General features: G+C 72.1%; 26 protein-coding genes. 12 read left to right on the forward strand and 14 right to left on the reverse strand.

Annotated features, from left to right (window positions below):
• The first annotated feature begins 146 nt into the window (after positions 1-146).
• The 3 genes from ACFPFQ_RS27675 to ACFPFQ_RS27685 all read left to right on the forward strand — a co-directional run bounded on the left by ACFPFQ_RS27675 (position 147) and on the right by ACFPFQ_RS27685 (position 2,475).
• Positions 147-620 carry a hypothetical protein gene (locus ACFPFQ_RS27675; RefSeq protein WP_379623922.1) on the forward strand — a complete coding sequence of 158 codons (474 nt, stop codon included), beginning with the start codon at positions 147-149 and terminating at the stop codon, positions 618-620.
• Between the two features lie 72 nt (positions 621-692).
• The gene (locus ACFPFQ_RS27680) at positions 693-1,397 is read left to right on the forward strand and encodes a DedA family protein (RefSeq protein ID WP_379624173.1); all 705 of its coding nucleotides are present in this window, start codon (positions 693-695) and stop codon (positions 1,395-1,397) included.
• Between the two features lie 7 nt (positions 1,398-1,404).
• Positions 1,405-2,475: a mannose-6-phosphate isomerase gene (locus tag ACFPFQ_RS27685; RefSeq protein ID WP_379623924.1), complete on the forward strand. Its 1,071-nt coding sequence runs from the start codon at positions 1,405-1,407 to the stop codon at positions 2,473-2,475.
• A 152-nt stretch (positions 2,476-2,627) separates the two neighbouring features.
• Here ACFPFQ_RS27685 and gap read toward each other — a convergent pair whose 3' ends face one another.
• The 3 genes from gap to ACFPFQ_RS27700 are packed head-to-tail and all read right to left on the reverse strand — an operon-like array spanning position 2,628 to position 5,322.
• On the reverse strand, positions 2,628-3,641 hold the full coding sequence (gene gap, locus ACFPFQ_RS27690) for a type I glyceraldehyde-3-phosphate dehydrogenase (RefSeq protein ID WP_379623926.1): 1,014 nt from the start codon (positions 3,639-3,641) through the stop codon (positions 2,628-2,630).
• Positions 3,638-4,603, reverse strand: coding sequence for a class II fructose-bisphosphatase (gene glpX / locus ACFPFQ_RS27695; RefSeq protein ID WP_379623928.1), 966 nt, complete (start codon positions 4,601-4,603; stop codon positions 3,638-3,640). The genes gap and glpX overlap by 4 nt, the downstream gene beginning before the upstream one ends.
• Positions 4,600-5,322: an HAD-IA family hydrolase gene (locus ACFPFQ_RS27700; protein WP_379623930.1), complete on the reverse strand. Its 723-nt coding sequence runs from the start codon at positions 5,320-5,322 to the stop codon at positions 4,600-4,602. The genes glpX and ACFPFQ_RS27700 overlap by 4 nt, the downstream gene beginning before the upstream one ends.
• 170 nt (positions 5,323-5,492) lie before the next feature.
• On the opposite strand from ACFPFQ_RS27700, the gene ACFPFQ_RS27705 reads away from it, so the two are divergent.
• Positions 5,493-6,449: a class I fructose-bisphosphate aldolase gene (locus tag ACFPFQ_RS27705; RefSeq protein ID WP_379623932.1), complete on the forward strand. Its 957-nt coding sequence runs from the start codon at positions 5,493-5,495 to the stop codon at positions 6,447-6,449.
• Positions 6,450-6,465: 16 nt separating this feature from the next.
• Positions 6,466-7,434, forward strand: a complete 969-nt coding sequence (locus tag ACFPFQ_RS27710) for a carbamate kinase (protein WP_379623934.1) — start codon at positions 6,466-6,468, stop codon at positions 7,432-7,434.
• 64 nt (positions 7,435-7,498) lie between these two features.
• Here ACFPFQ_RS27710 and ACFPFQ_RS27715 read toward each other — a convergent pair whose 3' ends face one another.
• Positions 7,499-8,014 (reverse strand): DUF1097 domain-containing protein, encoded by a 516-nt coding sequence (locus ACFPFQ_RS27715; RefSeq protein WP_379623936.1) that lies wholly within the window; start codon positions 8,012-8,014, stop codon positions 7,499-7,501.
• Between the two features lie 227 nt (positions 8,015-8,241).
• A complete protein-coding gene (tkt, locus tag ACFPFQ_RS27720; protein WP_379623938.1) occupies positions 8,242-10,335 on the reverse strand; it encodes a transketolase in 2,094 nt (697 codons plus the stop codon).
• 124 nt (positions 10,336-10,459) lie between these two features.
• Here tkt and ACFPFQ_RS27725 point away from each other — a divergent pair, with 124 nt between their 5' ends.
• Positions 10,460-11,689 carry a histidine kinase gene (locus ACFPFQ_RS27725; RefSeq protein ID WP_379623940.1) on the forward strand — a complete coding sequence of 410 codons (1,230 nt, stop codon included), beginning with the start codon at positions 10,460-10,462 and terminating at the stop codon, positions 11,687-11,689.
• Positions 11,690-12,225: 536 nt separating this feature from the next.
• Here the strand turns inward: ACFPFQ_RS27725 and ACFPFQ_RS27730 are convergent.
• The gene (locus ACFPFQ_RS27730; protein WP_379623942.1) at positions 12,226-13,224 is read right to left on the reverse strand and encodes a class I fructose-bisphosphate aldolase; all 999 of its coding nucleotides are present in this window, start codon (positions 13,222-13,224) and stop codon (positions 12,226-12,228) included.
• A gap of 149 nt (positions 13,225-13,373) precedes the next feature.
• Here ACFPFQ_RS27730 and ACFPFQ_RS27735 point away from each other — a divergent pair, with 149 nt between their 5' ends.
• The 3 genes from ACFPFQ_RS27735 to cbbX are packed head-to-tail and all read left to right on the forward strand — an operon-like array spanning position 13,374 to position 16,193.
• Positions 13,374-14,804: a form I ribulose bisphosphate carboxylase large subunit gene (locus tag ACFPFQ_RS27735; protein WP_379623944.1), complete on the forward strand. Its 1,431-nt coding sequence runs from the start codon at positions 13,374-13,376 to the stop codon at positions 14,802-14,804.
• A 14-nt stretch (positions 14,805-14,818) separates the two neighbouring features.
• The gene (locus tag ACFPFQ_RS27740) at positions 14,819-15,244 is read left to right on the forward strand and encodes a ribulose bisphosphate carboxylase small subunit (RefSeq protein ID WP_379623946.1); all 426 of its coding nucleotides are present in this window, start codon (positions 14,819-14,821) and stop codon (positions 15,242-15,244) included.
• A gap of 1 nt (position 15,245) precedes the next feature.
• A complete protein-coding gene (gene cbbX / locus ACFPFQ_RS27745) occupies positions 15,246-16,193 on the forward strand; it encodes a CbbX protein (protein ID WP_379623948.1) in 948 nt (315 codons plus the stop codon).
• Between the two features lie 89 nt (positions 16,194-16,282).
• On the opposite strand, the gene ACFPFQ_RS27750 is transcribed toward cbbX, so the two are convergent.
• Positions 16,283-16,948: a class I SAM-dependent methyltransferase gene (locus ACFPFQ_RS27750; protein WP_379623950.1), complete on the reverse strand. Its 666-nt coding sequence runs from the start codon at positions 16,946-16,948 to the stop codon at positions 16,283-16,285.
• Between the two features lie 86 nt (positions 16,949-17,034).
• On the opposite strand from ACFPFQ_RS27750, the gene ACFPFQ_RS27755 reads away from it, so the two are divergent.
• Entirely contained in the window at positions 17,035-17,949 is a 915-nt protein-coding gene (locus ACFPFQ_RS27755) for an AraC family transcriptional regulator (RefSeq protein ID WP_379623952.1), read from the forward strand.
• Positions 17,950-18,022: 73 nt separating this feature from the next.
• Entirely contained in the window at positions 18,023-19,216 is a 1,194-nt protein-coding gene (locus ACFPFQ_RS27760) for an MSMEG_0568 family radical SAM protein (RefSeq protein WP_379623954.1), read from the forward strand.
• A 4-nt stretch (positions 19,217-19,220) separates the two neighbouring features.
• Here ACFPFQ_RS27760 and ACFPFQ_RS27765 read toward each other — a convergent pair whose 3' ends face one another.
• Positions 19,221-19,433, reverse strand: coding sequence for a hypothetical protein (locus ACFPFQ_RS27765; RefSeq protein WP_379623956.1), 213 nt, complete (start codon positions 19,431-19,433; stop codon positions 19,221-19,223).
• A gap of 178 nt (positions 19,434-19,611) precedes the next feature.
• On the opposite strand from ACFPFQ_RS27765, the gene ACFPFQ_RS27770 reads away from it, so the two are divergent.
• Complete coding sequence (locus ACFPFQ_RS27770) at positions 19,612-20,439, forward strand: helix-turn-helix domain-containing protein (RefSeq protein WP_379623958.1); 828 nt, start codon at positions 19,612-19,614, stop codon at positions 20,437-20,439.
• 406 nt (positions 20,440-20,845) lie between these two features.
• Here the strand turns inward: ACFPFQ_RS27770 and ACFPFQ_RS27775 are convergent, their stop codons facing one another.
• From ACFPFQ_RS27775 to ACFPFQ_RS27800, 6 genes are all read right to left on the reverse strand, one after another.
• Positions 20,846-21,643, reverse strand: coding sequence for an ABC transporter permease (locus tag ACFPFQ_RS27775; protein WP_379623960.1), 798 nt, complete (start codon positions 21,641-21,643; stop codon positions 20,846-20,848).
• Positions 21,640-22,806: an ABC transporter substrate-binding protein gene (locus tag ACFPFQ_RS27780; protein ID WP_379623962.1), complete on the reverse strand. Its 1,167-nt coding sequence runs from the start codon at positions 22,804-22,806 to the stop codon at positions 21,640-21,642. Before ACFPFQ_RS27780 ends, ACFPFQ_RS27775 begins: the two co-directional genes overlap by 4 nt.
• A complete protein-coding gene (locus ACFPFQ_RS27785) occupies positions 22,806-23,540 on the reverse strand; it encodes an ABC transporter ATP-binding protein (protein WP_379623964.1) in 735 nt (244 codons plus the stop codon). The genes ACFPFQ_RS27780 and ACFPFQ_RS27785 overlap by 1 nt, the downstream gene beginning before the upstream one ends.
• Positions 23,516-24,523, reverse strand: a complete 1,008-nt coding sequence (locus tag ACFPFQ_RS27790; RefSeq protein WP_379623966.1) for a hypothetical protein — start codon at positions 24,521-24,523, stop codon at positions 23,516-23,518. Before ACFPFQ_RS27790 ends, ACFPFQ_RS27785 begins: the two co-directional genes overlap by 25 nt.
• Positions 24,520-25,095, reverse strand: coding sequence for a DUF4242 domain-containing protein (locus ACFPFQ_RS27795; protein WP_379623968.1), 576 nt, complete (start codon positions 25,093-25,095; stop codon positions 24,520-24,522). The genes ACFPFQ_RS27790 and ACFPFQ_RS27795 overlap by 4 nt, the downstream gene beginning before the upstream one ends.
• A 131-nt stretch (positions 25,096-25,226) precedes the next feature.
• Positions 25,227-25,319 (reverse strand): putative leader peptide, encoded by a 93-nt coding sequence (locus tag ACFPFQ_RS27800; RefSeq protein WP_379623970.1) that lies wholly within the window; start codon positions 25,317-25,319, stop codon positions 25,227-25,229.
• Positions 25,320-25,360 lie beyond the last annotated feature (41 nt).

Here is a 25,360-nt window from a genome sequence, read left to right on the forward strand (position 1 = left end):
GAAGCCGCAGGCGTTGCAGGAAATTCGTGACGTATCGCGCAACGGCTGCCGCGATCGGGTCCGATGTGCCCCCACTGACATCTGTCACCCGTGTCGGGTGACGGGTGATCCCCGCGGTCCGGGGGCCGCGACGCGAGACTCGGTGCATGACGACGCCGACCGCCACCGTCCCCGCCGAGCTGAACCGCGTGATCACGCTGCTGCTGACGAACCTCGGCCTCAGCGCGGTGCTCGCGGCGCTCTTCGCGATCTTCCACAACACCCTGCTCGACCACCAGATGGGCCGACTCGCACCGGCACCCGGCACGGACGTCGACGCGGTGCGCACGGGGCTGAGCGTCGGGCTGTGGTCGCGGGTGATCACGGTGCTCGTGGTCGCGGTGGTCTACGTCTTCCTCATCCGCCAGCTGCGGGCCGGCAAGCGCCGGGCGTTCGTGCGGGTGCTGATCCTCTCGGTGGCCAGCCTGGCCGGCATCGCCTACCTGGCGCTGTCGGGGCAGTACCCGTGGTGGGTGGTCATCGAGCAGATCGTGCAGGCGCTGGTGCTGGTGGCGCTCCTGTGGGCCGTGACGCGACCGGTGGTGCGGGGGCACTTCACACCGGTGAAGCCTTTGCGCTGAGGAGACGCTCAGGCGCACCCAGTACCGTTGGTGGGTGTGAGCCTTCAGCACAGCACCACCCTGCTGTCCATCATGCCGGAATGGTTGAACCCGGAGTTCCTGCTCTCGGGCCTGACGCCGACCGTGGTCACGGTGCTCTGTGTGATCATCTTCGTGGAGAGCAGCATCTTCCCGGTCCTGCCCGGCGACTCGCTGCTGTTCACCGCCGGGCTGTTCATCGCCAACGGCACGCTGCAGGCGCCGCTGTGGCTCGTGTGCGTGCTCGTCACCCTCGCCGCGCTGCTGGGCAACGCGCTGGGCTACGGCATCGGCTACAAGGCCGGGCCGGCGCTGTTCAAACGACCGGACTCGCGGTTCTTCAAGCAGGAGTACGTGGACAAGACCCACGCGTTCCTGGAGAAGCACGGCCCCAAGGCGATCATCCTGGCGCGCTTCGTGCCGTTCGTCCGCACGTTCATCACCTGGATCGCCGGCATCGGCCGGATGGACCCCAAGCGCTACTTCACCTACACCGTGATCGGCGGTGTCCTCTGGGCCGCCGGCATCACCGTGCTGGGCTCGGTGCTGGGCAACATCCCGTTCATCCGCAACAACGTCGACGCGATCTTCATCGTGATCGTGCTGGTCAGCGTGCTGCCCATCCTCTTCGAGTACCTCAAGGCCCGCCGCGAGCGCAAGGCGCACACCGCGGCGCCCGAGAACGCCGCCGAGGTCACCCAGCGGATCCCGCGCGTCGACGGCGAGGCCACCCAGCAGCTCCCCCGCGTCGAGGGCTGAGCCCCCGTTGATCCCCGTCGAGCTCCCCCCGAACCTCATCACGCACTTCTACCGGGGTGGCGCCAACATCGCAGCGCTGCGCCGCACGAGCACCGACAACGCGTTCCAGCCCGAGGAGTGGCTGGCCGCCACCGTCGGCCGGATGGGCGAGACGGGCACCGGGCTGAGCCGGTTGGCCACCGGGGAGCTGCTGCGCGACCTCGTGATCGCCGATCCCGGCCGCTGGGTCGGGCCTGATCACGGCGCCCGTCCCGATGCCGGGGACGTGGGCGTGCTCGTGAAGCTGCTCGACGCCGGGCAGCGGCTGCCGGTGCACGTGCATCCCGACCGCGCGTTCGCGCGCAGCCACCTCGACTGCCCGTACGGCAAGACCGAGGCGTGGTTCGTGCTCGACGCCGACGCGGCTGCCGATGGCGCTGTCTACCTGGGCTGGAACTCCGACGTCGACCGCGCCGACCTCGACCGGGCCCGTGACGAGCAGGACAGCGACTGGATGCTGGCGCGGATGAACCGCATCCCGGTCTCCCGGGGCGACGGCATCCTGGTGCCCGCCGGCACCGCGCACGCCATCGGTGCGGGGGTGTTCGTGGCCGAGGCGCAGGAGCCCACCGACTTCTCCATCCTGCTCGAGTGGTCGATCACCACCGCCACCCGCGACGAGTCGCACCTCGGGCTCGGCTTCGACCGCGTCATGCCGGCGGTGTCGCTGCAGCGGATGGAGCCCGACGAGATCGCGGCGCTGACCCTGATCACCGACCTGGATGCCCGCTCCGCCGAGCCGATCTCGCTGCTGCCCGCACCGGCCGACCCGTTCTTCCGGCTCGCGCTCGTGGCACCCGCCGGCGCGCCGGTGGCCGTCGACGCGGGGTTCACGGTGGCGCTCGTACTGGCCGGCACGGGCACGGCGCGGGGCACCGGCGCGATCGAACTGGCGGCCGGTGGCCTCTACGCCGTGCCCCACGCCTTCGGTGACTGGACGGTCACCGGCGAGGTCTCCCTGCTGCTGGGCAGGCCGGGCGTCGGCTGGCCGCGGACGCTCGGCGATCCCGGTGGTGCGACCGTGGCGTCGAGCCGGTAGACCAGGCTCGGTTGGCGCGGCCGTCCAGATCACGGTATCTGCGGACGAGATCGACGTGGTGGCGGCTTTCGGGCCGCAGATCCGCCACCACGTCGATCTCGTGGGCAATCCCGCGCACATCCGGGGCCGCGAGTGCCCTCCCGGCACGGCCTCTACAACCGTGACGCCACCAGCGCCGTGACGTCCACGAGCCGGTTGGAGTAGCCCCACTCGTTGTCGTACCAGCCCACGATCTTGACCTGGTTGCCGATCACCTTGGTCAACCCGGCGTCGAAGATGCACGAGTGCGGGTCGGTCACGATGTCCGACGACACGATCGGGTCCTCGGTGTAGAGCAGGATCCCCTTCAACGGACCCTCCGCCGCCGCCTTCATCGCCGCGTTCACCTCCTCGGCGGTGGTCTCCCGACCCACGATCGCCGTCAGGTCGGTGGCCGAACCCGTGGGGATCGGCACCCGCAACGCGAACCCGTCGAGCTTGCCCTTCAGGTGCGGCAACACCAGCGAGATCGCCTTCGCCGCACCCGTCGACGTGGGCACGATGTTCAACGCCGCCGCCCGCGCCCGCCGCAGGTCCTTGTGCGGGCCGTCCTGCAGGTTCTGATCCTGGGTGTAGGCATGGATCGTGGTCATCAGACCCTGCTCGATCCCCACCAGGTCATCGAGCACCTTGGTCATCGGCGCCAGGCAGTTCGTCGTGCACGAGGCGTTGGACACGATGTCCTGCGACCCGTCGTAGTCACCATCGTTGACACCCTTGACGACCGTGAGGTCCTCACCGGTGGCGGGCGCGGAGATCACCACCTTCTTCGCACCGGCCTCCAGGTGCTTGGCCGCCGCCTCCCGCTTGGTGAAGATGCCGGTGGACTCCACCACGACGTCGACGCCGAGGTCCTTCCACGGCAGCTCCGCGGGGTCGCGCACCGCGAGACCCTTGAAACCCTTGCCGTCGACGATGATCTCGTCCTCGGTCGAGGACACGGTGTAGGGCAGCCTGCCCAGGATCGAGTCGTACCTGAGCAGGTGCGCCAGCGTCGCGTTGTCGGTGATGTCGTTCACCGCCACGATCTCGATGTCACTGGTACCTGCCGCGCGCTGCGCGGCCACCGCCCGCCAGAAGTTGCGCCCGATCCGTCCGAAACCGTTGACCCCTACGCGTACCGTCACGCCCGCTCCCACGCGCTCGTCGAACCGATCCTGCGCACCGAGTGGTCACTGGCGTCGAGCACCAGCGACTCGGTCGTGGCCGTGCGGCCGTCCACCCGTACCCCCGCGACCATGGCGCCGTCGGTGATCCCGGTCATCACGAAGTAGGCCTCGCCGCCCGCAACGAGGTCCCCGGCCGTCAACACCTGGTCCAGGTCGAAGCCGGCCGCGGCGGCTGCCGCGCGCTCGGCCTCGCTGCGCGGGTGCAGCCGCGCCTGCAGCACGCCGCCGAGGCAGGTGACGGCGCAGGCGGTGATGATGCCTTCCGGGGTGCCGCCGACACCGAGCAGCAGGTCCACGCCGGTGCCCTGGGCCGCGGCCTCCAGGGCCGCCACGACGTCGCCGTCGGAGATCAGCCGCACGCGCGCACCCGTTGCGCAGACCTCGCGCACCAGGTCGGTGTGGCGGGGCCGGTCCAGCACGCACACCGTGATCCCGGACGGCGTCACGCCCCGGGCCCGCGCGACGGCCTGCACGTTGTAGGCCACGGGCGCGGTGATGTCGACGACGTCGGCCGCCTCGCGGCCCGCCACCAGCTTCTCCATGTAGAACACCGCGGGCGGGTCGAGCATCGTGCCGCGCGGGCTGGCGGCGAGCACCGCGACCGCGCCGCGCATCCCCTTCGCCGTCAGCGTGGTGCCGTCGACGGGGTCGACGGCGATGTCGAACGCCGGCCCGTCGCCCGTGCCGACGCGCTCGCCGTTGTGCAGCATCGGCGCCTCGTCCTTCTCCCCCTCCCCGATCACGATCGTCGCGTCGATCGGTACGACGGCCAGCGCCGAGCGCATGGCGTCGACGGCGGCCTGGTCGGCCGCCTCCTTGTCCGATCTCCCCACCCAGTGCGCGGCCGCGACCGCCGCGGCCTCCGTGACCGCGACGAGCCTCATCGCCAGATCCGTGTCCGCCGCCGCTACCACTGTCATGCCGTCCTCCGCTCGTCCCACCAACGCCCGTGCACCTCTCGGCACAGCTGTGCCGAGAGGTCGTGCTCTCCCGTGTACGCGGGCCGCACCGCGGCCGCGCCGTCGAACCGCTGGTCCACGGTGTAGTCGTTGGTGACGACCACGACCGGCAGCCCCGCCGCGCACGCCGACCGCAGGCCGATCGCGGAGTCCTCGACCGCCAGCGCCGCCGTCGGCGCGAGCCCCAGCCCGCGCAGGGCCAGCAGGTAGGCCTCGGGGTCGGGCTTGAGCGCGGCCACAGCGTCCCCGGTGATCATGACCTCGACGACGTCGGGGCCCAGCAGCCGCGCGATCAGCGGCTCCACCCACGCCCGGCGCCCGGTGGTCGCCACGGCGATCCGGATCCCGGCGGCGCGCAGGTCGGCCACCAGCTCCGGCACCCCCGGGCGAGCGGTGACCGCACCGGCCGCCACCCGCTCGCGGAACAGCGCCGTCTTGGTGCGGTGCACCTCCTCGGCGATCCGCTCGGCCTCGGCGCCGTAGCCCTGCGCGCGCAGGTACGTCGCGACCCGGCGGCTCCCGCCGGTCACCTCCAGCAACGACCCGTACTCGGCGGCGTCCCAGGTGAAGTCCAGGCCGTGCCGGGCGAAGGCGTCGTTGAACGCGGGCCGGTGGCCGTCGCGCTCGGTGTCCGCGAGGGTCCCGTCGACATCGAAGATCACAGCAGCCAGCTCGTCCACGTGCCGAGTGTCGATGTCGCGGCGGGGCGCTCCATCCCCCGCGGGGGTGGTGCACGGTGGCGTCCCGCGCCGCGGCCGGGCGATCACCCCCGCCGGTTCCCCCCGGGAGGGGGTGCCCGTCGCGCGCGGGCGGGCGACCCTCGCTGGTCTACCCTTGACGGAGGTCGTGCATGGACGCGCTGCGGCAACGCACCCGGCGGATCTTCGCGCCCGGGCGCGGGATACTCGGCCTCGACACCGCCGCCGCGACGCTGGCCACCCGGTTCCGCGACGTCGCGCTCGTGCCGACGCGACCCACCACCGACGCCTATCGCGCGATGGTGCTCGACACACCCGACCTCGCGGCCACCACGAGCTGCGTCGTGCTCGGACCCGACGACGTCGCCGACTCCCACCGGGTCGTCCCGTTGCTGGAGGCCGGCATCCTCGTCGGGGTCCGGGCCGACACCGGCTGCGAGTCCCTGACCGGGCACGATCACGACCTGGTCACCAGCGGCCTCGACGGGCTCGCCGCGCGGCTGGTCCGGATGCGGGAGCTCGGCGTCACCACCGCGGTCTGGAGCGTCTGCGCCGCCGCCACGGCCACCACCGGCTCGCTGCGGGCACTGACCGCCAACAGCCACGCCGCCGCGCGCTTCGCCTACACCTGCCAGCGCCTCGGCATCGTCCCGATCCTGCGGGTCGGCACCCGCACGACCGGGGCCTCGCACGCGCGGCGCCGCGCCGTGGTGGGCGCCGCGCTGCTCAGCGTCTGCGTGGCACTCGACGAACTGGACGTCGACATCGCGGCCACGGTGATCAGCCCCAGCCACGAGATCGACGGGCTCGAGCACCCGCCGCAGAGCGCGCTCGCCCTGCTGCCGCCGCAGCTGGGTGGCGTGGCGCTGGCCGGCGGGCCGTCCGACGCGATCGCCGCGGTGTGCGCCGCTCGCCCGCCGTGGCCCGTCACGTTCTACCTGGGCCAGGAGGCCACGCTGCCCGCGCTGCGGGCCTGGCGCGGCCAGGCCGCCTCCGTGCGAGCCGGGCAGCGGGCGCTGCACGCCGGGCTGGCCGTCGCGTCCCACGCGCTGGCTCCCCCGCCGCACCGGGCACACCGACCTCATCTCACCGCCGTCGCTCATTCCTGATCACGAGAGGACACGCATGTCACGGATCGCCGTCGTCGCGCTGGGAGGCAACGCCTTCACCCGCGAGGACCAGCAGGGCACCTACGCCGAGCAGGCGCACAACGCCAGGGCCATGGCCCAGACGGTGCACGCGTTGCGACGCACCGGATGGGACGTGGTTGTCGTGCACGGCAACGGCCCGCAGGTCGGCAGCCTCGCCATCCAGCAGGAGGAGGGCGCGCAGATCGTCCCGCCGCAGCCGCTGTCGGCGCTGGGTGCGATGTCGCAGGGCCAGCTGGGCAGCCTGATCACGATGTCGCTGCACCAGACCGCACCGCGTGCGGGCGTGGAGGTCGCCACGGTCGTGACCCACGTCGCCGTCTCGCTCGACGACCCCGCGTTCACCCGGCCCAGCAAGCCGATCGGGCCGTTCTTCACCGCCGAGCAGGTGCCGGAGATGGTGGAGACCCGCGGCTGGACGATGGCCGAGGACGCCGGCCGCGGCCATCGCCGGGTCGTGCCCTCCCCCGAGCCGAAGGCCATCATCGAGGCGCGCACCATCCAGGCGCTCGTCGACATCGGCGTGGTCGTGATCGCCGCGGGCGGTGGCGGCGTCCCGGTTGTGGACACCGGCAACGGCTACACCGGCGTCGATGCCGTGGTGGACAAGGACTACGCGGCCCAGCAGCTCGCCAACCAGCTGGGTGCGGAGGCGCTGGTGCTCGTCACCGGCGTCGTCCACGTCGCCGTGGACTTCGGCACCCCCCAGCAGCGCAGCATCACCGAGATCGACGTGGCCGAGGCCGAGCGGCACCTGGCGGACGGCCAGTTCCCGGAGGGCAGCATGGGCCCGAAGATGCGGGCCGGGATCCGGTTCCTGCACGGTGGCGGCTCCACCGTGGTGGTGACCACGCCCGAGTACGCGGCGTCGGCACTGGCCACCGTCCCCGGTCTGGACGGCCGGGTCGGCACCCGGATCGTGGCGGGCGCGCTCTCCCGTTCCTGATGCCGGCACACCGAGGGGCCCGCAGGCAGTATGCCTGCGGGCCCCTCGGTGTTTCAGACGGTGCTCAGACCTCGCTGCTGGCCGGGGCCGAGGCCACCAGCTTTCCGACGATGATGCTGGCGACATATCCGTAGAGCCCACCGATGATGAACGAGATGAGCATGACGGTGAACGGTCCGGTGGGCAGCGAGAAATCAGTACCCGATGCCTTGGTGAGCAGACCGAAACCGGCCGTGGTCGCGAAACCGAAGACGCCGCCGGGTACAAAGTCGAACAGCGGGATGAAGGCACCGAGGATCAGCACGGCGGTGGCCGCACCGACCACGATCCCGACCATGACCGGGCCGCTGACCAGGCCGATGACGATCAGCGCGACCGTCGCCCAGATGATGCCCCAGATGTTCCCCGCCAGGGACTTCTTGAGTCCTGCCGTGTCCCCGCCGGCCGCGAAGAAGCTCGCGGCACCGATGAACGTGGCCGGGACGAACAGTCCGAGCCCGGCCAGTGGCCCGACGTACAGATAGGTCAGGACGGCGCCGATGACGCCGACGACGATGGCGAGCGCAACAGGGAGCTTCACGAATTGGCCCTTCGGTTGAGGAGTGGTGCCCATTGACCGGTGTCGTACAACGTCGCCCACGCACCCGTCAACTATGAGAGATGAATATCAACCATAGATGACACCCTGTCAAGAACCGATCTCCCGCATCCCCGTAAAGGGCAAGTTACAGATTCGCCGGAACGAGCGCAGATCCGCAATGCTTGACCTTTTACTGTGGATTTCCCAGGAAATCACTGGCCGAAAGGTCAAGCATCGGCCGGACGGCCCGCGATCGCGGCCACCGCGGCCTCGGCGACGGCCGAGCAGGACAGCCCCAGGTGCTGGGCCACCTCCAGGCCGGGACCGCTCGCACCGAACCGGTCCAGACCCACCACGACGTCGTGCGGACCGGCCAGCGCCCGCCAGCCGATCGTGACACCGGCCTCGACCCACACCACCGGGACCTCCGGACGCCGGTAGCTCCCGTCGCGCAGCGCCGCGTCGAGCCGCTCCCGCCACAGCACCGAGACGACTCGCGCCTCCACGCCCCGCGCCGCCAGCAGCTCGGCTGCCACGAGCGCGAGGGAGACCTCGGAACCGCTGGCCGCGAGCACGACGTCCGGTTCGGCCACGGCGCGCACCGTCCGGGCACCGAACCGGCGGGTCTCGTCCAGACCGGCCCCACCCAGCACCGGCAGGTCCTGGCGGCTGAGCACCAGCGCCGTCGGGCCGTCAAGATTGGCCGCGGCCAACTGCCAGGCCAGCGCCGTCTCGGCCGCGTCGGCCGGGCGCAGCACGGTCAGCCCGGGGATGAGCCGCAGCGACTCGACGTGCTCCACCGGCTGATGCGTCGGGCCGTCCTCGCCCACGTGCACGGAGTCGTGGGTGAAGATGTGGATCACGGGGGTGCGCATCAGCGCGGCGAGGCGCAGCGCCGGGCGCAGGTAGTCGGCGAACACCAGGAACGTGCTGCCGAACGGGCGCAGGCCGCCGTGCAGCGCGATCCCGTTCATCGCCGCGGCCATGGCGTGCTCACGGATTCCGAAGTGGATGGTGCGGCCGGCGAAGTCGTCAGCACCGACGTCACCGCCGGGGATCGCGGTGTTCGTGGACGCCGCGAGGTCGGCCGAACCACCGACCAGCGCCGGGTAGGTGGCGGCGAGCGCGGTCAGCGCGGCGCCCGAGGCCTTGCGGGTGGCGGTCCGCTTCCCGCCGGCCTCGGCGGCGTCAGCCAGCGGGGTGAGCACGTCCAGGTTGGGGGCGGCCGGCACCCGGTCCAGCGGGAACGCCGCAGCGAGCCCCGGTTCGCTCGCAGCCCACTGCGCGTGGACCTCCTGCCAGCGCGCCCGCTCCTGAGCACCGGCGGCCGCGCGCTCGGCGCCGGCGAGCCGGACCGCCGTGGGCACGTGGAAGGCGGTGTCGGGCCAGCCGAACCGGCCCCGCATCGCCGCGATCGCCTCGGCGCCCAGTGGGGATCCGTGCGCGGCCGAGGTGCCCTCGACGGCACCCGCCCCGTAGCCGATCGTCGTCTTGACCACGATGAACGTGGGCCGGTCCGTACTGGCCGACGCCTCCGTGAACGCCCGGTCCAGCGCCGCGAGGTCGTTGCCGTCGTCGACCCAGAGGGTGCGCCAGCCGTAGGCCGCGAACCGCGCCGCGGCGTCGTCACCGCAGCTGCGACTCGCCGGGCCGTCGATCGTCACGTCGTTGTCGTCGAAGATCACCGTGAGCCGACCCAGACGCAACCGGCCGGCGAGCGAGGCCGCCTCGTGGCTGATGCCCTCCATGAGATCACCGTCGCCGGCGAGCACCCAGGTGCGGTGCCCGACGACCTCGTGGGCGTCGGTGTTGCAGCGGGCGGCGAGCATCCGCTCCGCCAACGCCATGCCCACCGCGTTCGCGAGCCCCTGACCGAGCGGCCCGGTGGTGGTCTCGACGCCGGGGGTGTGCCCGACCTCGGGGTGGCCCGGCGTGCGCGAGCCGAGCTGGCGGAACCGGCGCAGCTCGTCGAGGGGCAGGTCGTAGCCGAACACGTGCAGCAGGCCGTAGAGCAGCATCGACCCGTGCCCCGCCGAGAGCACGAAGCGGTCCCGGTCGGGCCAGTCCGGCTTCGCCGGGTCGTGGCGCAGGTGCCGCGACCACAGCACCCACGCCGCGGACGCCGTGCCGAGCGGCAGCCCGGGGTGCCCGCTGTTGGCGGCCTGCACGGCGTCCGCGGCGAGGAAGCGCAGCGTCGCGACCGCGAGCTCGTCGATGTCGGCGGGGCGGATCTCCTGATCGCGCGTGGCCCGATCGTCGGCAGCGGGGAGATCCGCGGGCGGCACCGACGCGTCCAGCGTCGGATGCGGTGAAGCAGGCATCGCACCTCCTGGTGATGGAAGGACCGACGCTAGGTCCGCAAGAGGGGACGGCGTCCCCCCCGCTGTGGGGGTCCTCCGGGGTAAACCGGCCGGATCCGGCGGAATCGGCCCTATGGTCGGCGACGTGACCGATGCACTGGAACCCGGCTTCGCGCTACTCGGCCCTGTCGGGGCACGCCCCATGATGGGAATGGTCAGCCCCGAACGGGAGAACGCGCTGCTGCTCGGGATCATCGAGGCGGTCTCGACCGGCCCCGAGGTCGAGCCGGTCGCCGCCGCCGTCGCGGCGTTGATCACCGACGCCACCGCCACCGACGTGTGCTTCGTGCACGTGCTCGACGACAACGGGCACTCCCTCACCCTGACCGGCGCCACCCCGCCGTTCGACGACCACGTCGGCCGGATCCGGCTGCCGATCGGCTCCGGCGTCACGGGCTGGGTGGCGAGCCACCACGAGCCCGTCGTGATCGTCGAGAACAAGGAGCTCGACCCCCGCTACCTGCCGCTCCCGGCACTGCGCGGCACCGAGTTCACCTCGATGGTCTCGGTGCCGATGGCCACCGGCCCGGCCGGGCTCGTGGGCGTGCTCAACGTCCACACCGTGGCCCGCCGCGCCTTCACCGACCGCGACGTGCGCCTGCTCATGGTGATCGGCAGGCTGCTGGCGGGCGCGCTGCACCAGGCCCGCACCCACCGCAAGCTCGCCGCCCGCGAGCGCATGCACGAGCGCTTCACCGAGCAGGTGATCGCGGCGCAGGAGACCGAGCGCCGCCGCCTCGCAGGTGACATCCACGACGGGATCTCCCAGCGCCTCGTCACGCTGTCCTACCACCTCGACGCCGCCGGGCACCTGCTCCGCGAGTCTCCCGACGATGCCGCCGAACAGCTGGGCGTCGCGCGGGAGCTCGTCGACCTCACCCTCGACGAGGCCCGCGCCGCCATCGGCGGGCTGCGACCGCCCGTCCTCGACGACCTGGGCCTCGCCGGCGCGCTGGCGAGCCTGGCCCGGTCGGTGCCGCGGGTGGAGTCGGGGCTCGACCTCGAGGACGTCCGGCTGCCGGAGCACATCGAGATCGCGCTCTACCGGATCGCCCAGGAGTGCCTGCAGAACATCGTCAAGCACGCGCAGGCCACCAGCGCGGACCTGCACTTCGGGGTGCGCGACGGCCGGGTCCGGCTCGAGGTCACCGATGACGGGGTGGGGTTCGACGCGGCAGGCGATGACGTGTCGTCGGGGTACGGGATGCAGTCGATGACCGAGCGGGCCGAGCTGGTCGGTGGCACGTTGCAGGTCACCTCGCGGCCGGGGGGTGGCACCACGGTGGTGGCCACGGTGCCGCTGCCGGCGAGCTGAGGGCCCCAGCGCCGACCTGCAGATGGCAGGAAAGCCACTTTCCCGCAACGTCGTTGCGGCAAAGTGGCTTTCCTGCCATCGCCGCGCGAAGGCGGCCTACCAGCGGGACCTACCGGGAAGCGCACCCGACACCCCCGCGCCGGCCCCGTTGCGAGAGCCCGCCGCGCCGGGCGAGTGATCAACGCCCACAGGTTCCGGTTCGATCATGAGCCAGTGCGCGCTCGACCACCGGCACGAAGATCAACGCCCACTGGGTCATGGTCAACACCGAACCAGTGGGCGTTGATCACCCCACCCGCACCTCAGCGCCCCACACCGGGCCCTCCTGTGCGCCTCGGCGAGCATGATCCGCGCGAGCCGCACCGCAGCGTCATCGACAGGGCCGTGGCGTGCGGCTCGCGCACCCCGGGGTGGTTGTGGCACGACCCCCTCCTGTTGATCTGCCGGCCCGGCGAGGGCGCCGTAGCGCGGGGCACATGGCGGCCGCAGGCCATGACGGACTTCCTGCAACGGGATCGCTGCAACCAGACGGTGCCCTACGCCGGCTGCAACTCCGACCGCCTGCGCACGGCCGCGGCGTTGGCCGCCACCCGCTCCGCCAGCGCGGCCTGGCCGGCCCCGACCCGGGCCGGGTCCCCGGCCCATGCGGCGAGCGCCGGGTCCACGAGCGCGCGGCCGAAGGAGAACGTCAGCGGCCACGGCGTCGGGAGGTGCTGCATCGCGGCCAGGTTGGCGGTGGCCCGCTCGGGGGCCTGCCCGCCGGACAGGAACGCGACGCCCGCCAGGTCGGTCGGCAGTGCGCGCAGCACATCCACTGTGGACTCCGCTACCTGCTCGGGCGTCGACCTTTCGGCGTGGTCGACGCCTTCGATCACCATGTTCGGCTTGAGGACGATGCCCGCGAGGTCGACGGCCAGCTCCGCCAGCTCGGTGAGGAGCACGCCATGGACCTCGGCGGTGACCTCGGCGCAGCGGTGGCGGGAGTGGTCGCCCGTCATCAGCACCTCGGGCTCGACGATCGGCACGATGCCGGCCTGCTGGCACGCCGCGGCGTAGCGGGCCAGCGCGTGGGCGTTGACCCGGATCGCGGCGCGCGTCGGCAGCCGGTCGGCGATCGTGATGACCGCACGCCACTTCGCGAAGGCCGCGCCGAGCTCGGCGTAGCCGTCGAGCCGCTCGGCGAGCCCGTCGAGGCCCTCGGTGATGGTCTCCCCCGGCCGCCCGGTGAACGGCTTCGCACCGGTGTCGACCTTGATGCCGGGCAGGATGCCCAGCGCCAGCACGGCCTCGGCGAACGGTCGGCCGTCGGAGAAGTGCTGGTGCAGCGTCTCGTCGGCGAAGATGATCCCGGAGACGCCGTCGACGAGGCCCGGCGTGCTCGCGAGCAGCTCACGGTACTGCCTGCGGTGCTCCGCGGTCGGTTCGACGCCCGCCCCCACCAGCCGCGACGACATGGTCGCGATGCTCTCGTCGGCGGCGAGAACGCCCTTGCCCGGACCCACCATGCGCGCGGCGATCTGCCTACATGTGCTCATGGGCGGCGACGGTAGGAGCGGGTGGGGCGAGCGCACCTCACCCGCGCGGTGGACGTTCCGGGTGAGCCGATAATACTTAAGTGAACACCTAATGATCGGCCCATATCTCTCCATAGACAGGTTGAGAATCAGGCTGCAAGCTTTGCCCCATGAGCGATCGATGGAATGCGGGTGTGATCCCGTATGCAGAGATGGGTTACTGGCAGCCGGACTACGTGCCGAAGGACACGGACGTCCTGTGCGCATTCCGGATCACCCCGCAGGACGGGGTGCCGCCGGAAGAGGCAGGAGCCGCCGTTGCGGGCGAGTCCTCCACCGCCACCTGGACGGTCGTGTGGACCGACCGGCTGACGGCGCACGAGCACTACCAGGCCAAGTGCTACAAGGTCGAGGCCGTTCCGGGGTCCCCCGGCCAGTGGATCGCCTGGATCGCCTACGAGCTCGACCTGTTCGAGGAGGGTTCCATCGCGAACCTCACCTCGTCCATCATCGGCAACGTTTTCGGATTCAAGGCCCTCAAGGCACTGCGCCTCGAGGACATGCGCATTCCCACGCATTACATCAAGACGTTCCAGGGGCCGGCCCACGGCATCGTGATGGAACGCGAATACCTCGGCAAGTACGGTCGCCCGCTGCTGGGCGCCACCACGAAGCCGAAGCTCGGCCTCTCGGCGCGCAACTACGGCCGCGTCGTCTACGAAGCACTGCGCGGCGGGCTGGACTTCACCAAGGACGACGAGAACATCAACTCGCAGCCGTTCATGCGGTGGCGCGACCGGTTCCTGTTCTGCATGGAGGCGGTCAACCGGGCGCAGGCCGCCACGGGTGAGACCAAGGGCCACTACCTCAACGTCACCGCCGGGACGATGGAGGACATGTACGAGCGCGCGGAGTTCGCGAGCGAGCTCGGCTCCGTCATCGTCATGATCGACCTGACGGTCGGCTACACCGCCATCCAGTCGATGTCGAAGTGGGCGCGGCGCAACGGCGTGATCCTGCACCTGCACCGCGCGGGCCACGGCACGTACACCCGCCAGAAGACCCACGGCGTCAGCTTCCGCGTGATCTCCAAGTGGATGCGGCTCGCCGGCGTCGACCACATCCACGCCGGCACGGTCGTCGGCAAGCTCGAGGGTGACCCGCACATGGTCGCCGGCTTCTACGACACCCTGCGGCTGGAGAGCGTCAAGGCCAACCCGCAGCACGGCATCTACTTCGACCAGGACTGGGCATCCATGCCCGGTGTGCTGCCGGTCGCGTCGGGCGGCATCCACGCCGGCCAGATGCACCAGCTCATCCACCACCTGGGCGAGGACGTCATCCTGCAGTTCGGCGGCGGCACCATCGGGCACCCGATGGGCATCTCAGCGGGCGCCGAGGCCAACCGCGTCGCGACCGAAGCGATGATCAAGGCCCGCAACGAGGGCCGCGACTACCTCGCCGAGGGCGACGACATCCTCAAGAAGGCGGCCAAGAGCTGCCGTGCGCTCGACGTCGCGCTCGCGACCTGGGGCGACATCTCGTTCGACTACGAGTCGACCGACACGCCCGACACCGTCGCCACCCCGACCCTCGCCTGAGCAGGAGCCTCACGATGCGGATCACCCAGGGCACCTTCTCCTACCTGCCCGACTTCACCGACGCCGAGATCACCACGCAGATCGAGTACTGCCTCGAGAACAACTGGCCGCTCTCGGTCGAGTACACCGACGACCCCCACCCGCGCAACACGTACTGGGAGATGTGGGGGCTGCCGATGTTCGACCTCAAGGACGCCGCCGGCGTGATGCTCGAGGTCAACGCGTGCCGCACGGCCCACCCGGACTGCTACGTCAAGCTCAACGCCTACGACGCGCGGCTCGGACGGCAGACCACGGCCCTGTCGTTCATCGTGCAGCGGCCCGACCCGGAGCCGGGCTTCCACCTGACCCGCCAGGAGGGCGCCAACCGGCGCATCTCCTACACCACCACCGCCTACGTGACCCAGCGTCCGGTCGGCGAGCGGTACCCGGCTTCGTGACATGAGAGCCGCCTTCGGGACCACAGGCGGTCGGGAGTCGCTGCCGGACGAGCCGGCTTCCGACCTGTTACCCGCCGGGGCGGTGGTCGATCTGGCCGCCGTCCGGCGGGACGCGGGGATCGACGACGTGCTCGCGGCGCTGGACCGCGAGCTCGTCGGGCTCACCGCGGTCAAGACGCGCATCGCCGAGATCGCGGCGTTGCTGCTGGTGGACCGCACCCGCGCCCGGTTCGGCATCACCGCACCGCAGCCGACGCTGCACATGAGCTTCACCGGCAGCCCCGGCACCGGCAAGACGACCGTCGCACTGCGGATGGCCGACCTGCTGCACAAGCTGGGCTACCTGCGCCGCGGCCACCTGGTCACGGTCACGCGCGACGACCTCGTCGGCCAGTACGTCGGGCACACCGCGCCCAAGACCCAGGACGTGCTCAAGCGCGCGATGGGCGGCGTGCTGTTCATCGACGAGGCCTACTACCTGCACAAGGAGGGCAACGAGCGCGACTACGGCAGCGAGGTCATCGAGATCCTGCTGCAGGTGATGGAGAAGCACCGCGACGACCTCGTGGTGATCCTCGCCGGCTACGAGGACCGGATGGCCACGTTCTTCGCGGCCAACCCCGGGATGCAGAGCCGGATCACCCACCACATCACGTTCCCCGACTACTCCGTCGAGGAACTGGAGCAGATCAGCGTGCTGATGGCGGGCGAGCTGGGCTACCGGTTCTCCCCCGAGGCAGCGCAGGCCCTGCGCAGCTACCTGGGCCACCGCATCGACCAGCCGTGGTTCGCCAACGCCCGCAGCGTGCGCAACGCGGTGGAGCGGGCCCGGCTGCGGCAGGCCCGGCGGCTGGTGGACCAGCCCGATCCGCGGGTGGGTCTGGCGGCGCTGACGACGCTGGAGGCCTCCGACCTGCTGGCGAGCCGGGTGTTCGACACGGTGGCCTGACAGCCGCCGCTCCCGGCGACGATCTTCCAGCGGGGTGACATCACTGACGTCCAACGTCAGCGGTGTCACCCCGCTGGACGTCCGGGGACCTACCGCGACGCCCGGTAGAAGGTGTGGCTGCCCAGCGGCGTGGTGCCCCGACCCGTCTCCGTCACATCCACCAGGCCCGCCTCCGTCAGCAGCGCCGGTATCGACGCCGGCTGCCCGTGCCCGTGCCCGTGGCCGTGCCCCTCTCCCCCACGCCGGCGCCCCAGGCTCAGCAGCCGTCCGACGAGCCCGTCACGCGGGTCGCCGTTCAGGTCGAGCACGTGCAGCCGCCCGCCCGGCGCGAGCACCCTGCGGACCTCGCGCAGCGCCGTCACCTGCTCCGGACCCGGCAGGTGGTGGAGCATGAACGACGACAGGACGCGGTCGACGCTGCCGTCGGCGTAGGGCAGCCGATCGGCGTAGCCCCGGTCCAGGCGCACGGTGAGCTGGTCGCGGGTGGCCTTGCGCCGCGCGAGCGCCAGCGCGTCGGCGTCGGGGTCGAGCCCGATCGCCGAGATGTCCGGTACGGCGTGCTTGGCCAGCAGCAGGAGCGCGGCCGTGCCGCAGCCGATCTCCAGCACCGTGGCACCGGGTTCGATCCCGGCCTGTGCCACGAGCTGCCAGTGCAGCTCGTGCGTGCCGAGCAACCGGCTGAGCGGGTCGTAGAACCGCAGCCACGTCGGGCTCGGCAGGGCCCGCAGGTAGGTGCGGTTCTCAGTGGTGGTCACGTGGTTCTCCAAGAGACGATGTTCGGGACGTTGCTGCTAGCCTTTACCCCACCCCACCTGCTCACAAGAGACGAAACGCGGGTTGAATGGAACGATCTTCGGGTCAGCGGCACAACCCGCAGGGCGTGCCGGTGCTCGACTACGTGCGCACCGCCGGGCTGCCCGCGATCTCGGTGCGGCGCTGGGCCGCGGGGCACGGTCGGGCACCGGTGCAGGGAACGCACGCGCACGACTTCCTCGTGCTCCTCTACGTGGAACGCGGCGACGACGTCCTGCACGTCGACGGTCGCGACTGGGCGCTCACGGCGGGCGACGCGTTCGTCATCGCCCCCGGCGCGGTCGTCACGGACGACACCCGACCCGAGTCCGCCGACCGGGTCATCTGGGCCGTCGTCTTCCCGGCCGACACCGTCGACCCGTCCGCGGCGGGATCACTCGTCTCCTGGCAGGCCCATCCCCTGCTGGCGCCCTTCGCCGACCAGCACCGCGGGGGCGGGCAGCGCCTGCCGGTGCCACCGGAGGATCGCCCGACCTGGCTCGCCCACCTCGCCGACCTCGACACCGAACTGCGCGGCCGCCAGGACGGGTACGTCGAGGCCGCGCGCTCCCACCTCACGCTGCTGTTGGTGCGCCTGAGCAGGCTGCGCATCGACGAGCCGGGAGGCCTCGACGTCGAACCGCTGATCGCGGCGGTCTTCACCGCGATCGAGAACCGCTACCACGAGCAGATCTCGCTGCGCGACGTCGCCGCGGCGGTGGGCCTGACACCGGGGCACGTCACCACCGTCGTCCGGCAACGCACCGGACGCACCGTGCAGCAGTGGATCACCGAGCGGCGGCTGCGCGAGGCCAGGCGACTACTGGCCGACACCGACCTCACGATCGCCGAGGTCGGCCACCGGGTCGGCTACGACGACGCCGGCTACTTCGGGCGCCGGTTCCGCACCGCCCACGGCGTCGCGGCGGCGGCGTGGCGGCGGGCCGGCACCGCGATGGCCTGAACCGGTTGCTCCCGTGTTGCACGGGCGCCACAGGAAGTTTCACATGATGGAGTACATCCACTATAGTGGATGAATGACCGATCTCCTCAGCAGCCCGGCCTCGGTGCACCCGGCCATCCCGACGGACTCGTCGGCCATTGCTGGTCTCATCATGGACCTGCAGAGCGTGGGCCTTCGCATCGAGACCGAACTCGAGACGTCCCGCAAGGGCGGTGCCGGGCCCACCGACTCGGGGATGCTCTGGATCGAAGGGGTTCCGGTCACCGTCCCGCCCAGCACCACGTCCCCGTACTCGCTCAAAGCAGAGGACGGCGGCCAGGGCATCTACCGCGACGGTGTGAAGCTCGCCTCAGTTGCCGGCACCCGTCGCCCCCGCTTCTACGACCTCACCACCGCCGACGGCGTCCCGTACCACCAGATCGCGCTGCTGCACCTGGACTCGCTCGCCTCCACCGTCGTGCAGGCCTGCAACTACTGGGGCAACTCCGACCAGTGCGGCTTCTGCGGCATCGGCATCTCGCTGGCCGCGGGCGACACCATCGCCAAGAAGACCCCCGCCATGCTCGCCGAGGTGGCCGTGGCCGCCAAGGAGCTCGACGGCGCGGTCGACGCGACGCTCACCACCGGCTCGTCGGTGGCCCCCGACCGCGGCGCGCTGTACGTCGCGAAGTGCGGCCAGGCCGTCAAGGAGGCCGCCGGACTGCCCGTCGAGGTGCAGTTCGAGCCGCCGCGCGACCTGTCGACCATCGATCAGGTCCACGACATGGGCGTCGACGCGCTCGGCATCCACATCGAGTCCTTCGACCCCGCCGTGCTCGCCAAGGTGGCGCCCGGCAAGTTCCGCACCGGCATCGAGACCTACTTCCGCACGTGGGAGTACGCGGTCAAGAAGTTCGGCGAGGGCCGGGTCTCCACCTACGTCATCCTGGGCATGGGCGAGGACCCGGAGCTGACGATCGCGGCGTGCAAGCGGGCCGTCGACATCGGCGTCTACCCGTTCGTCGTGCCGCTGCGTCCCGTCGCGGGCTCGCTCATGGAGAACGTGCCCGCGCCGTCGCGCGAGTACACCGAGCCGATCTACCGCAAGGTCGCGGGCTTCCTGGCCGAGCGCGGCCTCGGCGCCGAGACGGCGGTGGCCGGTTGCGCCCGCTGCCAGGCGTGCTCGTCGCTCAACCTCGTGCAGCAGGCCGGCAGCGCCGCACCGTGCGGGCCCACCGGCACCCGCTCGGCCCAGCCGCTGCTGCAGATCGCGAAGCGCCCGGCCTGACCCGTCAGCTCGGGTAGGGGGTGGTGGCGCGCGCGGTGCGCAGTGCCACCGCCCACCAGGCGAGCTGGTCGAGCATCGACTTGGCGTAGGTCGGCGCGTCGGCGTCGAGCGGGCTGCCGTCCTGCCATCCGGTGAAGTACTTCGGGAACGCCAGCCCGTCCCGCACCGTCACGGCGTGCAGCTCGGTGAGCACGTTCTCGAGGTGTCGGCGACCCACGATGCGACGACCGGGCCGAACCGGCCCTCCCGGACGCTGCCGATGAGGACGACCAGTCGGGGGTGTCTCGTTCATGCCTCCGGCCTGCGCCGCCGGTGGCGACCACGACCGGACCGCAGCCAGGCTGGCCCCCGCGGGGCCACCCTCATGGCACGGCATTCGCCGTACGATTTCCGGTATGGGAACGCCGTTGGGCGACTTCGTCCGGGCCAAGCGGGACTCGATCCGACCGGAGTCGATCGGCCTGCCCCGCCGCGACCGCTCCCGCGCCCCCGGCCTGCGGCGCTCGGACCTGGCCACCCGGTCGGGGATCAGCGTCGAGTACCTCACGCGCATCGAGCAGGGCCGCGACCGGCACCCGTCCGGCTCCGTGCTCAACGCGCTGGCCGACGGGCTGAGCCTCGACACCACCGAACGCGAGCACCTGCGGTACCTGGCCAAGATCACCGGTGGTGCCTGCGCCGCGCAGCCGCACCCGGCCCCGCCGCCGCGCACCGTGCGACCCGCCGCGCTCGCAACGCTCCGGCTGCTGGAGCCGGGCGTCGCGATGATCACCAACCGGGCCGGTGACGTGCTCGCGCACACCACCGGGTTCGCGCTGCTCCTGCGCGGCGCCGGGCTGCTGGAGGCCGCCGAACCCAACCTGACGCGCTACGTCTTCACCGACCCGCGGGCCCGCACCCTGTTCCCCGACTGGGACCGCGTCGCCGACGAGCAGGCCTTCGACCTGGGACTGGGCCCCTCCCTGCAGAGCTCCCTCTGGTTGCGGACCCAGCTCGCGCCCGTCGCCGGACCCGAGTTCACCCGGCGCCTCGACCGGCCCATCCCGCCGGTGCGCAACGCTCTGCGGCTGCGGCACCCGACGGCGGGGGAACTGCGCTGGGATCGGGAGACGCTGGAACTGCGTGGCGCCGACGCCCAGCAGGTCGTGGTGTTCCTGGCGGCGGACGAGGACACGGCCCGGGGCTTCGAGCGGTTGCGTGGGGGGTTGCGGGCTGTGGTGTGAGGTGCTCGGTTCGGGGTTGCCGCGAGTTGGGATGGATGGCCCCGTGGGTCGGGACAGATTGACCCTGAGCCGGTGGGCCATCACCACCGACCCCCGCAACGAACGGCACTTTCGTACACCAGGAATGGACGAACGCGCCGTTCGTGCGGGGCGAAGTCCGCGCCCCGGCACCGCCCTCGGTCCGGTGTCCGGCTGATCAGGTCGAGGAACTCCGCGACGGCGCGTAGCTGCGGCCGGGCCGACGCGGGATCGCCCGGGTCGATCTCACCTCCGCGAAATCCGGATCGGCCGGTTCGGGCAGCCACAATCGTAGATCAGCAGCATGTACTGCACGTGCCCTCCACTCGCCTGATCACGGCCTGTCGACGAGACGACGAACGGGTCGACCGTATCTCGACAGCCGCGCTCAGGCGGAGCGCGTCGAACCGCCGGTGCCCCGTTCGAGCGCCCAGCGCGCGGCGGTGTCGAGCAGGTAGCCCAGCAGGCCGATCACGAGGATCACGGCCATCACCTTGTCGTAGGCGAGCTGGTCACGGGAGTTGAGGATCTCGTAGCCCAGCCCGGACGTGACGCCCAGCATCTCCGCCGGCACCAGCACCACCCAGCCGATCCCCAGCGCCAGCCGCAGTCCGGTGAGCACGTGCGGGCGCACGGCCGGCAGTACCACGGAGGTCAGCGACTCCAGCGGGGTCGCGCCCAGCGAGCGTGCGGCCAGCAGGAAGCCGGGGTCGATGGAGCGCACCCCGGCGGCGGTGTTGAGCACCACCGGCCAGATCGCGGCCGCCGCGACGAGGAAGAACACCGGCCGGTGCCCGATCCCGAACAGCCCGATCGCGACGGGCGCCCACGACAGCGGCGAGACCATGCGCAGGAACTGGAACACCGGACGCGTCGCCGAGTCCAGCACCGGTCGCGAGCCCACCGCGAGGCCGATGCCCAGGCCGAGCACACCCGCGATCAGCAGCCCGACGAGCAGCCGCCACAGGCTGGTGGCGATGTCGTCGAGCAGGACCCCGCTCGCCGCGAGGTCGACGATCGCCGGGACGGCGCGCTGCGGTGCGAAGGCGCGCAGCAGGGAATCGGGCCCGGCCGCGATGGTGGTGCACAACCACCACAGCGCCACCGCCACGACGACGGCGAGCACGGGCGCCCAGCCGGTCGAGGCGCTGCGGTTCCGGACGCTGCGGGTGGTCGTCGAGGTCACGGCTGGTTCCCCTCTTCGGTACGGGTGAGCGAGGCGGGCAGGCCGAACGCGCCGGGCCCGCCGAGCGCCGCCATGCTGCGCAGCACGAACCGGTCGTCCACGAGGTCGGCGTGCACCGCGGCCGGGTCGATGCCGGTGAGGAACCCCGTGGGCCCGTCGACGACGGTCTCGCGCATCGCGCGCACCAGCGCCTCGGTGTAGCCGGGGAACGGGTACGGGGCGAAGCCGATGCGCTCGCCGTGCCAGTCAGGGTGCTGCGCCGGGCCCGGCGTGCGATCGAGCGCCTTCGTGATCGCCGGCAGCGGCTGCGGCAGGTAGCGACCGTCCTTGAGGACCTTCGCGGCGTCGGCCCGGTGTCCACCGAGCCACAGCTGGGCACCCGCGACGGCGTCGGTCACGGCCTGCACGGTCTCCGGCACGGAGTCGATCAGCTCCTGGCGCACGACCACCACGCAGCAGGCGTGGTCGCGCCACGCGTCACCGACGAACCGGAGCACGCGGCCCACCTTGTTGATCTCCGCGGCGGCATTGAACGGGTCGGCCACGATGTAGCCGCCGATGGTGGCCGTGCTCAGCGCCGGCAGCATGTCCGACGGGCTCATGACGACCAGCTGCACCGTGCGCTCGCGCACCGACGGCGCCGTGCGCACCACCGGGGTGAGCCCGGCCGCGCGCAGCATCTGCTGCAGCACCACGTTGTGGATCGACCACCAGAACGGGATCGCGACCGACTTCCCCGCGAGGTCACCGATCTCCCGGACGCTCGGGTGCACGGTGAGCGCGGACCCGTTGGTGTGGTTCCACGCCAGCAGCCGTACCCGCGCGCCGAGCGCGTAGCGCAGCTGCACCGCGAACGGCATCAGCAGGTGCACGACGTCCAGCTCGCCGACCGTGAACGCCTGCGCGAGCGACTCCCAACCGCGGAACAGCACCGGCCGGGCCATGTCGATCCCGGCCGCGGCGAAGCGGCCCTGCGCGTGCGCGACGAGCAGCGGGGACGCGTCGGTGATCGGCAGGTAACCGATCCGCGGTGCCACGCCGGTGCGGGCCGTCGCCCGCGGCGCGCGGACGAGGTCGACGACCCCGGCGACGCCGCCGCCCGTCCCGGCAGCCAGCCCGACCGCGGCGCCGGCACGCAGCAGCGTTCGCCGATCGAACGCCATCAGGACACCGCGGCCACGCCGAGCTGGGACCGGTACCCGGCCAGCAGGGTGGCCTGCAGCGGGTGCGCCGCCAGGTCGCGGTGATCGGCGGGCGCCGTGCTGTGCCAGTGCCCGGCCGCGGCGCCGCTGCCGTCGAGCAGCGTGACCTCGGTGGCCAGGTAGAGCGCCTCGTCGACGTCGTGGGTGACGAGCACCAGCGTGAGCCCCAGCCGCTCCACCATGTCGCGCAGCCACGTCTGCAGACCGCGGCGGGTGGCCGGGTCCAGCGCGCTGAACGGCTCGTCGAGCAGCAGCACATCGGGGCGGACCGCGACGACCCGCGCGATCGCCACCCGCTGCGCCTGCCCGCCGGAGAGCTGTGCCGGGCGCGCGGCGGCCAGCTCGGCCAGGCCGAACACGTCCAGCAGCTCGTCGACGTGCGCCGACTCGAAGCGGGCCCGGTTGGCGCGGAAGCGCCCGCCGAGCGCGATGTTGTCGCGCACGCTCAGCCACGGCAGCAGCAGCGGTTGCTGGAAAACGGTGCCCACCACCGCGCCGCCGGGCCTGCTCACCTCCCCGGCGTCGAGCTGCTCGAGCCCGGCCAGCACGCGCAGCAGCGTCGACTTCCCGCTGCCGCTGTGGCCCAGCACGACCAGCCTGCTGTCCTGCGCGACCTCGAGGTCGAGCCCGTCGAGCACGGCGGTGTTGCCGTAGCGCTTGGTGGCGCCGGTCAGGCGCAGCGCGACAGTTCCCACCGGAGCTGTCCTTCCGTCGGGGACTGGACGGGCAGGAACGCGGCCTCGCGCAACCGCCTGCTCACGTCGCTGGTGGCCATGAACCCGGCACCGCCGGACGTGGTGGACTCCAGCCGGGTGGCCTCCCCGGCGGCGCCCGCGGCGTCGAGCCGCAGTTGCAGCAGCTCGGCCCGGCCGGGCTCGGCGGGGTCGGCGGCCCAGGCGTGCAGCCGCTCCCGCACCGACCGCACCCGCGCCGCGACGAAGGCGACGTCGCCCGCCAGGTCGGCGTTGATCCCGACGGCGTGCTCGGCGGCCCCCTCGACCGCACGCGCGGCCAGGCCCGCGCAGAACGCGGTCTGCGACAGCAGGAACGCCGGCCGGATAACGCGGACGAACCCCGGCAGGTCGGTCGACAGGATCGCGTCGGGCCCGACCTCGACGCCGTCGAGGCGCACCGACGACGACGCCGTCGCGCTGAGCGCGAGCAGCTCCGGAGCGGGCTTGACCTGCACGCCCGGGTCGCCCAGACCGATGCGCACCACCGCGCGGCCGCCATCGGGCAGCCGGGCGGGCAGCACGACCACCGCGTCGGGGAACAGGTTCGACGCCCACCGGATCGGGCCGTCCAGGCGCAGCCCGGTGCCGGCCGGGGTCGCCAGTACGGGCACCGGCTCGATGCCCGCGACGTCGCGCAGTGCGGGCGCCATCGCGGTGGAGCCGACGACCGTGCCGTCGGCCAGGCCGGGCCGGGGCGCCGCCTCCGGGGGCAGGAAGGCGAGCACCATCCGCTGCGCCCACAGCGAGAACGCGGAGCTCATGCACTCCCCGGCGATCGCCTCGACCAGCGCGACACCGGCATCGAGCCCGGTGTCGAGCAGACCGGCGGCGCCGAGGAACCGCAGGCCGTCGCGGAGATCGGCGTGTCCCCGGTCGACGTCACCTGCGGTGGCCCGGAACCGGTCGACGACGGGGGTCGGCGGAGCCTCGACAGCGGTGGTCACCGCGTGGTCCCACTAGCCGTGGTCGCAGTAGCCGACGTTCCCGGGGCCAGCGTGTGCAGCCGGTCGATCGGGGTGTCGACGGCCGCGCGGCCGCGGCGCACCACGTCCTCGTCGGCGCCGTCGTAGAAGCACAGGCACTTGACCATGTCCTCGCGCACGTAGGTGCGCAGGAAGCTGACCTCCGGCACGTCGGCGTAGCGCGGCGCCTTGGCCTTCTTGCGGGCCAGGTAGGAGTCCATGTCCAGCTCGGCGGGCAGGTCCCACTCGACGAGGTAGCCCGCGGTGGGCCGGGCCGCCTTGAGCTGCGCGAGGTCGGCGCCGACGAGCCGGACCTCGTCGGGACCGGTGATCTCGGCGGCGGCGGGGACCTCGGCGACGGTGAAGGCGGCCGCGACCGCTGCGTGCGCGCCGGCCTCGACGACGGCGAAGACACGGTCGTGGCCGCCGGTCACCTGCGCCTCCACCAGCTCGGCGCCCGCGGCGGCGGCGGCCTTGCCGACCTCGGTGAGCACGGCGTCGACGCCGTCGCGGTCGGTGCGGGCGGGGACGAGCTCGAACAGGTACAGCGACATGGCGGTCTCCTCGGATGGGCAGCACGGAAGGGCAGGGCGAGAGGGCAGGGCGAGAGGGGGTGCGGCGCGAGCGGGCAGCGCGGCACGCGGCCCACGAACGGGGCCGGGCGGGTGAGACCGATCCGGACGGGTCAGGCCACCTGCGACAGGGAACCCGGACACGCCGCGGTGGCGACCCTGAGCAGGTCGACATGGCGGCGCTTGACGAGAACGGCCGGGGTCACGAAAGGCAACGTAGCAGACAGACCGATCGGTCTACCAGGAA

It is taken from the genome of Pseudonocardia sp. GCM10023141 (genome assembly GCF_042653605.1).

Bases quoted from the DNA above. Each gene is read 5' to 3' on its own strand.
- ACFPFQ_RS27675 (WP_379623922.1), top strand. From the start codon at position 147: ATGACGACGCCGACCGCCACCGTCCCCGCCGAGCTGAACCGCGTGATC.
- ACFPFQ_RS27680 (WP_379624173.1), top strand. From the start codon at position 693: ATGCCGGAATGGTTGAACCCGGAGTTCCTGCTCTCGGGCCTGACGCCG.
- glpX (WP_379623928.1), bottom strand. From the start codon at position 4,603: ATGACAGTGGTAGCGGCGGCGGACACGGATCTGGCGATGAGGCTCGTC.
- ACFPFQ_RS27705 (WP_379623932.1), top strand. From the start codon at position 5,493: ATGGACGCGCTGCGGCAACGCACCCGGCGGATCTTCGCGCCCGGGCGC.
- ACFPFQ_RS27710 (WP_379623934.1), top strand. From the start codon at position 6,466: ATGTCACGGATCGCCGTCGTCGCGCTGGGAGGCAACGCCTTCACCCGC.
- tkt (WP_379623938.1), bottom strand. From the start codon at position 10,335: ATGCCTGCTTCACCGCATCCGACGCTGGACGCGTCGGTGCCGCCCGCG.
- ACFPFQ_RS27730 (WP_379623942.1), bottom strand. From the start codon at position 13,224: ATGAGCACATGTAGGCAGATCGCCGCGCGCATGGTGGGTCCGGGCAAG.
- ACFPFQ_RS27735 (WP_379623944.1), top strand. From the start codon at position 13,374: ATGAGCGATCGATGGAATGCGGGTGTGATCCCGTATGCAGAGATGGGT.
- ACFPFQ_RS27740 (WP_379623946.1), top strand. From the start codon at position 14,819: ATGCGGATCACCCAGGGCACCTTCTCCTACCTGCCCGACTTCACCGAC.
- cbbX (WP_379623948.1), top strand. From the start codon at position 15,246: ATGAGAGCCGCCTTCGGGACCACAGGCGGTCGGGAGTCGCTGCCGGAC.
- ACFPFQ_RS27755 (WP_379623952.1), top strand. From the start codon at position 17,035: ATGGAACGATCTTCGGGTCAGCGGCACAACCCGCAGGGCGTGCCGGTG.
- ACFPFQ_RS27760 (WP_379623954.1), top strand. From the start codon at position 18,023: ATGACCGATCTCCTCAGCAGCCCGGCCTCGGTGCACCCGGCCATCCCG.
- ACFPFQ_RS27770 (WP_379623958.1), top strand. From the start codon at position 19,612: ATGGGAACGCCGTTGGGCGACTTCGTCCGGGCCAAGCGGGACTCGATC.
- ACFPFQ_RS27780 (WP_379623962.1), bottom strand. From the start codon at position 22,806: ATGGCGTTCGATCGGCGAACGCTGCTGCGTGCCGGCGCCGCGGTCGGG.
- ACFPFQ_RS27795 (WP_379623968.1), bottom strand. From the start codon at position 25,095: ATGTCGCTGTACCTGTTCGAGCTCGTCCCCGCCCGCACCGACCGCGAC.